General features: G+C 25.6%; 11 protein-coding genes. All 11 read right to left on the bottom strand.

Annotated features, from left to right (window positions below):
* Positions 1-3: 3 nt before the first annotated feature.
* Positions 4-1,467 (bottom strand): BatD family protein, encoded by a 1,464-nt coding sequence (locus ABVS04_RS05775; protein WP_368029716.1) that lies wholly within the window; start codon positions 1,465-1,467, stop codon positions 4-6.
* Position 1,468: 1 nt separating this feature from the next.
* Entirely contained in the window at positions 1,469-3,580 is a 2,112-nt protein-coding gene (gene flhA, locus ABVS04_RS05770; RefSeq protein ID WP_368029715.1) for a flagellar biosynthesis protein FlhA, read from the bottom strand.
* Between the two features lie 126 nt (positions 3,581-3,706).
* Positions 3,707-5,011 carry a flagellar protein export ATPase FliI gene (gene fliI / locus ABVS04_RS05765; protein ID WP_368029714.1) on the bottom strand — a complete coding sequence of 435 codons (1,305 nt, stop codon included), beginning with the start codon at positions 5,009-5,011 and terminating at the stop codon, positions 3,707-3,709.
* Complete coding sequence (locus tag ABVS04_RS05760) at positions 5,011-7,005, bottom strand: tetratricopeptide repeat protein (RefSeq protein ID WP_368029713.1); 1,995 nt, start codon at positions 7,003-7,005, stop codon at positions 5,011-5,013. Before ABVS04_RS05760 ends, fliI begins: the two co-directional genes overlap by 1 nt.
* A 3-nt stretch (positions 7,006-7,008) precedes the next feature.
* Positions 7,009-8,058, bottom strand: a complete 1,050-nt coding sequence (gene flhB / locus ABVS04_RS05755) for a flagellar biosynthesis protein FlhB (protein ID WP_368029712.1) — start codon at positions 8,056-8,058, stop codon at positions 7,009-7,011.
* A gap of 15 nt (positions 8,059-8,073) precedes the next feature.
* On the bottom strand, positions 8,074-8,823 hold the full coding sequence (locus tag ABVS04_RS05750; RefSeq protein ID WP_368029711.1) for a flagellar biosynthetic protein FliR: 750 nt from the start codon (positions 8,821-8,823) through the stop codon (positions 8,074-8,076).
* Positions 8,823-11,375, bottom strand: a complete 2,553-nt coding sequence (locus ABVS04_RS05745) for a flagellar hook-length control protein FliK (protein ID WP_368029710.1) — start codon at positions 11,373-11,375, stop codon at positions 8,823-8,825. Before ABVS04_RS05745 ends, ABVS04_RS05750 begins: the two co-directional genes overlap by 1 nt.
* Positions 11,376-11,381: 6 nt before the next feature.
* A complete protein-coding gene (flgC, locus tag ABVS04_RS05740) occupies positions 11,382-11,843 on the bottom strand; it encodes a flagellar basal body rod protein FlgC (protein WP_368029709.1) in 462 nt (153 codons plus the stop codon).
* A 12-nt stretch (positions 11,844-11,855) separates the two neighbouring features.
* The gene (gene fliE, locus ABVS04_RS05735; protein ID WP_368029708.1) at positions 11,856-12,152 is read right to left on the bottom strand and encodes a flagellar hook-basal body complex protein FliE; all 297 of its coding nucleotides are present in this window, start codon (positions 12,150-12,152) and stop codon (positions 11,856-11,858) included.
* 10 nt (positions 12,153-12,162) lie between these two features.
* Positions 12,163-12,495 (bottom strand): hypothetical protein, encoded by a 333-nt coding sequence (locus ABVS04_RS05730; RefSeq protein ID WP_368029707.1) that lies wholly within the window; start codon positions 12,493-12,495, stop codon positions 12,163-12,165.
* 72 nt (positions 12,496-12,567) lie between these two features.
* Positions 12,568-13,386 carry a P-loop NTPase gene (locus ABVS04_RS05725; protein WP_368029706.1) on the bottom strand — a complete coding sequence of 273 codons (819 nt, stop codon included), beginning with the start codon at positions 13,384-13,386 and terminating at the stop codon, positions 12,568-12,570.

The raw sequence follows: 13,386 nt of genomic DNA, 5'->3' as shown, positions 1-13,386 counted from the left end.
TCCTTATAATTTTAATTCTTTTAAAGTTTTTATAATCTCTTTCTTTAAAGAGTTAATATCTTGTGTTTTTTCTAATTGAAAAATAAGTAGATCTAATTTTGTATCTATTTTTAAATAAACAGCTAATGTTTTTAGTAATTCATCTTTTGTTTTTGACTCTTTAACTTTTTTTACTAAAGGTTTATCTTCTTGTTTTTTTCTTTTTGAAGTTATAACATAAAAATATAAACTTATTATTAATAAAGAAAAAACTATCCCTAAAAAGAAGAAAATAACTCTATCTAAAGTTGAAGTTTTTTCAATAACTTTTATTATCTCTTTAGTATCTTCTTCTGGTATTATTTTTTTAGTTGCTTTTTCTAATACTACATCTTTTTTTATTTCTTCATCTAAAATTTGAATGTCAAAGCTATTTGTCTGTTTGGATATTGTTTTAGATAAAGTTTTATCAAAATAATCAATTTTAACACTTGGAATTGTAAAAGATTTATTTGCAATAATTGAAAATACTTTTTCCCATCCCCCAAGATATTCATCATTTGAAATTTGTGTTTTAATAATTGGTTTATTTTCATAAATTGTAACTTCATCTATAGGAATTTTAATATCATGAATATCATCTATATTTCCTTTTCCTTTAATACTTAATTTAAAAGAAACTGCTTCACCTTTTTTTACTGTTTGCTTATCAACAGAAGCATTTATATCAAATTCTCCAATTAAATTAATATTTGCAGGTAAACTTTTAATATTAAAGTTTAATTCATTTGAATATATTTTTTTATTTCTCGTTGATGAGAAAATCGAATAAGAGTTATTATCCATAATTTTAGCATTGATTCCAAGTGGTTCAATTTTCCGATCACCTTCTTTTAATGCAAACATTAAAAATTTTATTTCAAAAACAGTAAAATCACCATCTTCATATTTTTTAGAATTATCAATTTGTTTATACCAAAAATTCTCAAAATTTGGTTTATCAAAAGATAAATCAAGAATATCAATATCTTTTTTATATTTAAAAGTCATTGTTAAAATAAAATTCTCGCCAATATATAAATCATTCTTATTTGTTTTTATACTAAAATCAAAAAAATTAGATTGTGTTTTTAAAGCTTTTTGGATACTTATTTTCTCTTCATTTGTTTTATAACTTTTTCCATCAATTATTGTTTCAAAAGAAGGCAAAATAAAATCTTTTGTTGGATAAAAAGAATAAGTTTTTTTTATTTGTTTTGTTATATTTCCATTTATAATATTTGTGGAGTTTGAACTTGCAACTTCCTGAACAATTTGGCCATCTATTAATGATATATTTGGAAAAGTTATATCATTTCCATATGCTTCTAAAACAAAAATAAAGGCTTCATTTTTAACTAAAGTATGAGAAGGAAGATATAGTTTTACATCTGCAAATAATGTGCTTACAAATAAAAAAAATAAACTTATAAATTTAAATATTTTCATCTTAAAACTCTAAGGTACCTTCAATAGCAAAGTTTGCCTTTGAATCAAGTTCTGCATGGGATAAAACTGAAACTTGCAAACCAAATTTTTCATAAATTTCAGAAATTCGTTTTCTTAATATTGGATCTACAACCATAGTGATTTTTGAAAAACCTTTTACTTCAATAGTATCAAGAAGTTTTTTTGTTTTTGTAACTAAATTATTAATTTCTGCAATTGAAAGCATTAATTGAGATACTCCATGATGTTCTTGAATTTTTCCTATAAATTGCTGTTCTAACTCTGGTTTAATAGTAATAATATGTAAAACACCATCAGTATCTTTAAATTTTTGAGTAATAAGTCTATAAAGTTTAGCTCTTACATGCTCCAATAATACCTCAGGAGCTTTTGTAAATTCTGCAATATCTGCCACTGCTTCAATGATTGTTAGCATATCTATAATAGGGATTTTCTCATGTAATAAATCTCTACATACTTTTAATAAAGATCCATAAGAAGTAACCTTCATAGCCTCTTCAATAACAATTGGGAAATCTTTTTTCAATCTATCTATAATATCAACAATATCTTGTCTAGTAATAATATCTTCAGCATGTTTTTTAATAATTTCTGAGATATGAGTTGAAATAATTGTTGGAGCATCAACAACAGTGAAACCTTTCATTAAAGCTTCTTCTTTTAAAGTTGAAGCAATCCAAGTTGCATCTAAATTGAATACAGGTTCTTTTACTTTTAAACCTACTAGTTTTTCATTAGCTAATCCACCCATTGCAAGAAGTTTATCAACTTCAACTTTTCCTTTTACAAGTGGGATTCTTTTCAAATATAATTGATATTCATTTGCAGCTAGATTTGAATCATCTGAGATTCTAATTTGGGGAATTACAAATCCTAATTCACTTGCAATTGTTTTTCTAATAGCTTTAATTTTATCTAATAACTCTGAATTTCCTTGAACCAATTGTAAAAGTCTTATTCCCAATTTTAATTCTAAAACTTCAAGTTTCATTATAGTTTCAATTGTTTTATTTTCATCAGGAACAGCCATACTTTTCTTTTTATCTTTTAAAGTAGAAACATTTTCATCAATTTTTACTTTTTGCTCTTGTGGTTTAAAGAATCTAGTAATTGCATTATCTTTTTCAGCTTCAATCATGCTTATTACATACCCAATAAACATCATTAATAAACCCATTATCATCAAGATTCCAGTAGGAAAACCTGGAATAAATCCAAAAAGAATCATTCCAATACCAACTAAAATTAAAGAACGACTATCTTTAACAAGTTGAGCAACAGATTGATTTGCAAACTTATCTTCATCCATATTTGAACGTGTAATAATAATAGCTGTTGCAGTTGATAAAATTAAAGCTGGAAGTTGTGCTACTAATCCATCCCCAATAGTTAAAATTGTATATATTTCTCCTGATTGAGCAACTGTCATATCATGTTGAAAAAGACCTATTAAAAGTCCTCCAATAAGATTTACCATAGTGATAATAATACCAGCAACAGCATCACCTTTTACGAACTTAGATGATCCATCCATAGCTCCATAAAAGTTGGCTTCAGAAATTAAAGATTTTCTTCGTTGTTGAGCCTGCTTATCATCAATAAATCCTGCATTTAAATCAGCATCAATGGCCATTTGCTTACCAGGCATTGAATCAAGTGTAAATCTTGCAGTTACCTCAGCAACCCTTGTTGCACCCTTAGTTACAACCATAAAATTAATTAATACCAAAATAACAAATACGATAATACCAATTACCATATTTCCACCAACAACAAATTCCCCAAAAGCTGCAATTATAGAACTAACAGCCTCAGGTCCATTATGACCTTCACTTAAGATTGATCTGGTTGTTGCAATATTCAAAGAAAGCCTAAAAAGTGCGAGTATTAGGATAATTGTAGGAAATGTAGTTAAATCAGATGGTTTTTGAATATATAAAGATATCAATAAAATTAGCAATGATAAAGATAAAGATATAACTAAGAAAAAGTCTAGCATTCCTTTTGGTAAAGGAACAATTATAATTGCTAATATTGAAACAAATAATGCAACAACAATTAAATCTTTTGAGAATATTTTTTTAAAATTCATTTATTACTTATTATTTTATTAGTTAATTAAAAAAATCAACTAATTGTAGCTGATTTTTTTTTCTTTGATGTTTTAATACAAAAGTTTTTTTATTAATGATGCTAATTATTTGTTGTCTTAAATTAATCATTGTAAAACCTTTTTAAACATAGCAACAGTTTCATTAAAACCTATAATCTTTTGAGTATCTTGAGTAAGAAAATCTCTTATCTTCTCTTTTTTTGCCATTGCATTATCAAGTTCAGAATCCATACCTGGCTTATAAGCACCAACTCTTACTAGAACTTCATTCTCTTTTATCAAAGATAATACTCTTTTTAACTTTAAAAAGTCATTATAATGCTCTTTATCAACAACCTTGTCCATAACTCTTGATGCTGATTTTAAAAGGTTTATAGGTGGATAAAAGCCTTGTTCTGTTAATTCTCTTGTAAGAACAATATGTCCATCAAGGATAGATCTACTTTGATCAGCAATTGGATCATTCATATCATCACCATCTACTAAAACTGTAAAAAAAGCTGTAATGGAACCTTTTTTATTATTTCCTGCCCTCTCCATTAATTGTGGTAATAAAGCAAATACAGAAGGTGGATAACCACGACTAACAGGTGGTTCTCCTGTACTTAATCCTATTTCTCTTTGTGCCATAGCGAATCTTGTTACTGAATCCATCATTAATAATACATCATGACCTTTATCCCTAAAAAATTCTGCAATTGCCATTGCTGTAAAAGCTCCATATTTTCTCATTAATGCAGACTCATCAGAAGTAGCTGCAATAATTACTGTATTTTCTAAATTATTATCTAAATTATAGTGTATAAACTCGGGGATTTCTCTTCCTCTTTCCCCAATTAATGCAACTACTTTTATTTGAGCCTCACAACCTCGGACAATCATTCCCATTAAAGTAGATTTACCAACTCCTGAACCTGCAAAGATTCCAACTTTTTGACCTTTTCCACTTGTTAACATTGAATCTATTGATTTAACACCTGTTGCAAATTTCTCATCAATAATACCTCTTTCTAATGCAGGCATTGAAACTTTATTAATTGGAGCGTTTTGTTCTAAATCTTTAATTTTACCTTTAGAATCAATTGGCTCACCTAAGGCATTTACAACTCTTCCTAGAAGTCCATATCCACATTTAACTGATAAGCCATCTTTTTGTAAATATACCTTATCATGTATTCTAAAGCCATCAATAAATGAAAAGGGTACAATTGTAAAAGATGAATCATTAATGGAAGCTACCATTCCTAAAACTGAACCTAGATGCAAAACCGATTCGATTCTTACAATATCACCAACAGCTACTTCAAGACCTGTTGCATTTAATGTTGTTGTTGATATATTTACAATTCGTCCAAAAGCAATTGAAAGATTTGTTGAATCAATATTATTTAATATTTTATCTATATCCATTACATCTCATCGCACATTTTTTTATACAAACTATCAACACTATCTTTCACTTCTTTACATTTTAAAACATACTCATCTTTTTTAGATTTATTTCCTAAACTATCATATAAATTTAAAATATCGTAATATATTTTAACTTCATCGTTTGCTTTTATTTTTCTTGTATTTTTAAGAGCCTCAAGAAGATAATCAATAGATTTTTGTTTGTTATCTAACTCTTTTTCTTGTTTAGATAATTCAAGTTCTACAAAAGGCGAATAAATAAAAGCTTTTACTGCTTTTTGTTTGTCATATAATTTTTTTAATATAATATTTGCATTTGTTTTATCATTGTTTTGTAATAAATAAAAGTAGTAATCATTGTAAAAATCAATAATTATTGGATTTGATTCATTTGATTTTATAAAATCAGGATTTAATTGAGTATAAGAGAAGAATTTCTCCATATCAATACTATTTCCTTTAGATTTTAATATTTGATATCTATATAAAAACTCTTTTGAAAGAACATTAATATCATTTACCATTTCAACCTTTGCTGAATAATCTAAGGCTTCATCTTTTAAATTTAGAGAAAAAGCCATTCTTTCCAAATATAAATATATATTTGCATCCCTAGTTTTATTAAAAGTATCTTTTATTTGTAAATATGCTCTTTCATATGGTGCTTCGACTAAACATTCAAAAAAAGTATATTTAGTACTTTCATCTTCTATTAATTTTTCTAGTGTTTCATTTCTTGAAGTTTTTAATATATCATTTAATTCAAAACATTTTCCTTGAGCTAAATAATCTTTAATTAGTTCAATATTTATTTCATCAAAAATCTCATTAATAGTTTTATAACCAAATCTCTTAGTAATTTCATTTGAGATCTTTTTGTAAACTTTTTCAGTTTTCATTATTAATTCAAACTTTTTATCTGTTTTATAATTCATTAGTTCTTGTAATAATGCTTTCTGCTGCATTGCTTCACTCTCTAAATATTTTGCTGCAACAACACTTGGCGTTAAAAATCCTTGTCTCATTAAAATTTCATCAATATACATTTTTGCATTTTGAGCATGTATTCCTTGAGGAAAATCATTTATTATATCTTTATATAAATCTTTTGCTTTTTCTAAATAATAATTAGTTTTGTCATACATCAACATATATGTATTTGCTAGTTTATATTTAAAATCTTCAATTGAATCTTCTTTAGTTGTTCTTAATAGTAGTTCTTTTAAAATTTCTGAAGCATGTTCTGGCATTCCAGCATCTATGAGTTTATTTATTTTCTTATTAGCTAAATAAGAATCATTTGCATAAAATTCTATATTTGTTTTTAAAACTTGTGATATTAATTCGTTTGCTTTATCTAATTTTCCATCTAAAATATAAATATCAAAAAGTTCATCTGCAACCAATGTCGCTACTACTTTATCATGAGTTACTGTTAAGATTTCATATAAATATTTTATTGCTCTTGGATAATCTTTTTGATATTTATAAACTTTTGCAAGAGAAATTTTACCATATGTTTTTGTTACTTCGTCATCAAAATTATCAATAATTATTTGAGAAAAATATTTAGCATCATTTATTTTATTTGTATTAAGTTTTAACTCAACCAAAAGCATATATGCCTTTGCTAAATCTCCTTGATTTATAGAAGATGCATTAATAGCTGACTCAAGTTCTCTCTCTGCATCAATAATCAATCTTTTTGATTGCTTTTTTAAAGACAATTCAGCATACAAAATATTGATATCTGATGTTAATACTTTTATTTTATTTTTTTCTTTAAAACTTTTTATTTCCGCATAAGCTTCATCTATTTTATCATCACGAGCAAGATTTCTAGCATTTTGTAAAATATCAAAACCATCTGAAATAGATTGTTTTCTTTGTTCAGATATTTGCGTTCCAGATGAATCTATAAAGCTATAATAAAAATCTTTTTTTGCATATAAAATATTTATTAATAAAAATAGTGTTATAAATAATTTCAACTTTTACCTTTTTCTTTTTAATTCATATACATAAGAGAAAATCTCAGCCATTGCTTTATAAAATTCACTTGGTATTGCTTTATCAATATCTATTTGATCATATAAAGATCTTGCGAGTGCTGGGTTTTCTATTATTGGTATTTTATTTTCTTTTGCTACATCTTTGATTTTAAGTGCTAAGAAATCTATACCTTTAGCAACTATTTTTGGTGCTGTATCAACTTTATTATCATATTTTAATGCAACTGCGTAATGAGTTGGATTTGTAATAACAACATCTGCTTCAGGAACTGAACTCATCATTCTTTTTTGCGCCATTTGCATTTGAATTCTTCTAATTCGACCTTTAACTTGAGGATCTCCCTCCATATTTTTATATTCATCTTTAATTTCTTGTTTACTCATTCTTAAAGATTTCATATAATAATGTCTAGAAAAATAAAAATCTATTATAGCAAAAATAATAATAATTAGCAGAATAGTAAAAATAAAATAAACTGCTAGTTCAAGCATAGATGAAATAGTAGCTCCAGTTTCCTGATTCATCATTGCTAAAAATTCTTTATTAGTCAATAAAAATAGTATACACATAACAGTTATAATCACTATTAATTTTAAAGTTAACTTAAAAGCTTCAATCAACTTCTTAAAACCAAAAATATTTCCAAAACCTTTTATTGGATCTAGCTTTTGCAAGTCAAATTTTAAAGGAATTGCAACTAAACCAAATTGTGTAAAATTACTAGCAAATACTAGAACAACTATCAATATAAATAATGGTGCAAGTGCTTTTAAAAGTGTCATTACAACACTATAAGTTATTGAATAATAAACAGTTGAATCCAATTCTTGACCTATGAATCCATAACAAAACATCATCAATTTTTTAATTTCCATAGTTGAAAAAGATGAAAAGAATAATAAATAAATAGATCCAAAAAATAAAATAGCTGCTCCTGTCACTTCCATTGATTTAGAAACATTTCCTTCTTTTTTTGCATCTTCTATTTTTTTGGAGGTGGGTTCTTCGGTTTTTTCTTCTTCATCAGCCATTTTTAACTATCCTAATTATTGAAATTTATCTATAAAATAATTCGTAAATGCTTCAGTAAATGTTTCCATTCCTAAAATTAGAAATATAAAGATTAATGCAAATTTTAACTGAAAAGTAATTACAAAAGGAGAAAATGAAGGCATAGATCTTGTACCATATCCATAATATATATCTAAAATAAATCCAATAAAAAATAAAGGAAAAGCAAAAGCAAAAGCAAAAGCAAACATTCTTTTCACTTCATTAATTGCTAATTGTATTCCATCATAGGAAAAAATATCAAAAGTTCCTAAATTTATCATTGTAAAACTTTTTACCAAAATAACTAAAGTCATTTCATACATACCTGTTTGAAAAAACAACATCAAGGCTATCCAAAAAAGAAGTTTTGCAATTAAACCTTCTTGCGCACCTGTGGTTGGATCAAACATAGCTGCCATTGATAAAGCAGTTGAGTATTCTACAAATTCACCTATTATTTTCACGGCAGAAAAAATTATATTAATTAGCATTGAAGCAACTAAACCAAGAGTAATTTCAGAAACCAATGCCATTATAAAATTATCTTGATTTATTGTACTTGATATCTCAACTAAAGGAAAAATAAATATTGTAATATAAAAAGCAAATGCTATTCTAATAGTTGGACTAATTGCTGCATGACCAAAAACAGGCATAAAAGCTACAAAAGCCAATATTCTAGCAAGTAAGAGAAGAAATTGAAATAAAACTTCTTCATTTAATAAAGATAAAAAAGCTTCCATTACATATAGTCTATACTTTTTTCTTCTGTGTCTTTATTTTCTTCTTTTAATTCTAATATTGATTGAGTATCTATTTGTTGTTCAAATTTATTTTGATTACCTTGGTTGCCTTGATTGTTTTGGTTACTTGATTGATTATTGTTTTCATTTGATGAAGAAAAATTAAGATTAAACTTTGTATTCTCATCAAAACTTTTATTTAATGAAGTTTTTAAAACATTTTGATTATCAATTAATGCATCTAAAGTAGTATTGTTAGAAACATTCATACTAATTGACAATGAATTATTTTTATCATTTTTCATTAAAATTGCAATGCTACCCAACTCTAAAGGATTTAAATTAATTTTAAATACTGTAACAGGCGGTTTATAGTTTTCATACATTTGTCTTGCAATATCTGACATCATAGTTGACATTTGCTGTCTTGCACCTATTATTTTTGATTGAATATTATATGATAATGGTGAATTTACATTTACAACTGTATCATCTGAGATTTTTAAAGTATCATCAAGCAAAGCACTACTAGCTTCTACTGATTTTGTAATTAAATTCTTTACGTCTACATCAACAATATTTTTACTTATCAATAAACTATCTAGAATAGCTTTTTTTGCAACTAAATCAAGAGTCTGCTTAACAGGTTTTTCTACTGTTATTTCTGTTTCACTAAGTTGATCTACACTAATATCTTCTAAACCTAAATCTAGCATTTGAGCACTTGTTTTAACATCTTTTATATTTGATGCATCTTTTAATAAATTTACCGCTTCATTTTTATTAAAAAGATTTTGTGTATTTATAGAATTTTTTTGAGTGCTTAAATATATATTTGAAATAAAATCTTTTGATGCACTTTCTCTTTGAATAATATCAATTTTATCTGGTAAAATAGATTCAATATTTTCACTATTTTTTTGAATTAATTGATCCATTAGAGATTTTGCTTGTGTATTTTTTGAAGATATAATACTTTCATCCAAATTTAAAGTATCACTTAATGGAATTGAAATAGTATTTGAAATACCTATTTTATTTACATTTGAAATATTCTCTTCCGAAATTTTACTATTATTTATTTCTGAATTTTTGTCAAAATCTATTCCTATATCATCTATATTAGATTCCATATTAATTTCTGTATTAATTTTTTCATTATTTTCAAAAGAGATTATTTTTTCTTCTACTTCATTTTTTGTTTTTTCGATTTTTACTTTTTCTTCATCTAATACTGGTACTTTTGCAACAAGAGATATATTTGATATATTTTTATTTTCAATATCTATTTTTTTATTTGGATTTATAAGTGAACTGTCACTATTTTTATTCTGATCTTTGTCTTGATAAACTAAATTTTTATCTAAAATATTTAATTCTTCTTGATTTACTATTTTTATTTCTTTTACTGAACTAAAAGTTTCTTTTGCTTTTACTATTTCTTCTTTTTGATCAGTACTTAGTAAATTTATTTTTAAATCACTAGTTATTTCTTCTATATTATCTACATTTTGTGTTGAAGTTATCTTCTTATCTAAACTTTTTAATTGTTCTTGATCTATGTTTTTTACTTCTTTTTTTGCCTCTAAAACCAGCCTGTCTAACAGTGAGCTTGTACTTGATATTTTCTCTTCTTTTAAAGTATTAGTATTTTTACTATTTAAATCTTTTGCTAAATCCAAATCTTTTTGTGTTTCTTCTTTATCTCCAACACCCGTTTTTACATCACTTTTTGTTTGTTCTAGTTTTGATTCTGGATTTATTTCTTCTATATTATTTAAATTTACTGTTATGGTTGTGTTTGATTTATTATCTAAACTTTCTAATTCTTTTTGATTAATTATATTTATTTCTTGATTTAAATCAGATTGCGATGTTTTTTTATTATCTATCAAATTTAAAGGATTCTTTATTTTTTCTTTTTCTTCTATATCACTATTTATTTCTTCAGTATTATTTAAATTTTGTGTTGAATTTGTTTTATTATCTAAACTTTTTGATTCTTCTTGATTTGAAGTCTTTATTTCTACATTATTTACAGTTTTAATCAAATCATTAGCTTTTAGTTCTGATTTTAGATCACTAGTTATTTCTTCAGTATTATTTAAATTTTGCGTTGAAACTATTTTATTATCTAAACTTTTTAATTGTTCTTGATTTACAGTTTTTACTTCTTTTTTTGCTTCTAAAACCAATCTATCTAACAGTGAGCTTGTACTTGATATTTTCTCTTCTTTTAAAACACTAGTATCTTTACTATTTAAGTCTTTTTTTAAATCTATCTTTGTTTCTTCTTCATTTTGCAATAAATCTGAATTATCTTCTTTTTTTTCAATATCTATTTTTACATCACTTTTTGTTTGTTCTAGTTTTGATTTTGGATTTATTTCTTCTGTATTATTTAAGTTTGCTGTAGTATCTGATTTATTACCACTTAATAAAGAATCAAAAAGTGAAGGTTTATCTTTAATTACTTGACTTTCAGAAGCAGAAGTTAAACTATCTGAATCTAAAGATTTAGTTGGTTTTAAGAAATCAATTATATTTGACATGACAGACTACATATTTAATATATCTAAAGTTTTAGAATCAATATTTTTATGAGTATTAAACGAAGCAACATTTGCTTCATATGATCTCGTAGCCTCTATTAAATCAACCATTTCAATTACAGGATTTATATCAGGATATGCAACATATCCCTGCTCATTGGCATCAGGATGTGCTGGTTCATATCTCATTACTGGTTTTGCGTCTGATTGGATTATTGATTTTACACCAACTCCTCTTAATGAAATATCTGAATTAGCGTTATTTGTAGCTTGAACGTCATTAGAATTTGTTTTTTTACCACTTGCTAATAAAACATCTTCAAAGACTACTTGTTGCTTTTTATAAGGTCCACCCTCAGCTGTATGTGTAGTTTTTGCATTAGCAATATTTGCACTCACAACATTAATTCTAGTTCTTTGAGCACTCATTCCTGATGATGATACATTATATCCGTCAAAAAAACCCATAATTAATCCTTTCTAGATTGACATTTTCATTACTTCTTTATAAGCGTTTAATGCCTTATTTTTTACTTCTAATGCTAATTTTAGAGATAATTCAGCTTCTTCAATTTTTTGTACAGCTTCCTGAAGATTAGTAACTTTTCCTGAAGCTATACTTTCCATAGAATTATATCCTTCTACTTGATCATTATTTACCTCAGAAATAGCATCATTTAACATACTTTGAAATGATTTTGTACTCTCGTCTTCAACTTTATTAACATTAGTTAAGCCTAATGTACTTAGAGAATTACCTATTGAAGATATATTCAAAATTTACTCCTTAATTAGCTTTCTTTAAATTTTTATTAACATCTATTACTTCTTTAACACTCAGCTCATTCAACATAACTTGTATTTTTTCTTCATTATATTTAAAGTCAAATTCACTTCTTTTATTATCAAGACTAAATAGACTAATTATTAAAGATAACATAATGTTACTCATACCTTTTAAAATTATCGTTATTAATATTGTACCTAAAATCATCTCAAAAGGAGTAAAGAGTTCTGCATTAACTACAAAAAATATTAAAGTTGCAAAAAAACCTGTTGCAATATATAGTCTAAAAATTCCACTGTTTATTACAGTTTGGGAGAATCGCTCTATTATCATAATATAGCTATCTTTGTAACATTACGATTGGAAAAAATAACTAAACTTACTTTTTGCACTTTAGAACAAACCTTAATGAATATTTTTTAATAACTTATCTATAATCATCTGTAATTGTTTTGTTGTTTCATCAGATGAAAACTCATTGGCAAATAATTTTCTAAGTCGACCAGTTGTAGAAATATTTGCAGAACTTGAAACGTTTCCTATATATTCTACCATAAAATCTTCATTTAAGCTATTTTTTTTTCCTAAATTCATTAAAGAATTAGCGATGGTTTCGCCAATTTGATAATTTCTTGTATGATTAAAACACACCATCAATTTATTTTTATTAAAAGATAACATCTTCATCAAAGAATAAACATCAGTTAGCGCGCTAGGATCAGTTGTTGTAACTGCTAATATATTATCAGAAATAGATAAGAATTCTCTTACATAATCATTAAGTCCAGCTCCCGTATCTATTAACAAAATATCAAACTGATTTAAAGAAATAATATCTTTTACAACTCGTGAAAAAATAAAACTATTTGTATTTGTTGTATATTGATAACCACTTTTTCCTGCAATTAAATATACATTTTCATAAATAGTTTTTGTAATTATCTCATCTAAAGTTTTTATACCATCGATATATTCAAAAAGTGTGTTTTGTGGTTTTAAGTCAAATAATACTTGCATATTAGCTAAGCCAATATCAGCATCTAAAACAGCAACTTTAAAGCCTCTACGAGAGAGTAAAAAAGCCATATTAGCAGTAAAGGTCGATTTTCCAACACCACCTTTTCCTGATGTAATTGTTATAAGTTTTGTTTTAGAGTAGTTTTTTTTTACTCTATTAGTCAAACTTATTAATTTACTAGCTTGAGAAGAAATAGCATCAAACAA

Source organism: Arcobacter sp. s6, assembly GCF_040884245.1.
Lineage (GTDB): Bacteria > Campylobacterota > Campylobacteria > Campylobacterales > Arcobacteraceae > Aliarcobacter.
Note: the sequence above shows the minus strand (reverse complement) of the source record. Positions and strands in the feature narration are given on the sequence as shown.

Coding starts and splice junctions, on each gene's coding strand:
- ABVS04_RS05730 (WP_368029707.1), bottom strand. CDS start 12,495: ATGATAATAGAGCGATTCTCCCAAACTGTAATAAACAGTGGAATTTTT.
- ABVS04_RS05775 (WP_368029716.1), bottom strand. CDS start 1,467: ATGAAAATATTTAAATTTATAAGTTTATTTTTTTTATTTGTAAGCACA.
- flhA (WP_368029715.1), bottom strand. CDS start 3,580: ATGAATTTTAAAAAAATATTCTCAAAAGATTTAATTGTTGTTGCATTA.
- ABVS04_RS05745 (WP_368029710.1), bottom strand. CDS start 11,375: ATGTCAAATATAATTGATTTCTTAAAACCAACTAAATCTTTAGATTCA.
- flgC (WP_368029709.1), bottom strand. CDS start 11,843: ATGGGTTTTTTTGACGGATATAATGTATCATCATCAGGAATGAGTGCT.
- flhB (WP_368029712.1), bottom strand. CDS start 8,058: ATGGCTGATGAAGAAGAAAAAACCGAAGAACCCACCTCCAAAAAAATA.
- fliI (WP_368029714.1), bottom strand. CDS start 5,011: ATGGATATAGATAAAATATTAAATAATATTGATTCAACAAATCTTTCA.
- ABVS04_RS05750 (WP_368029711.1), bottom strand. CDS start 8,823: ATGGAAGCTTTTTTATCTTTATTAAATGAAGAAGTTTTATTTCAATTT.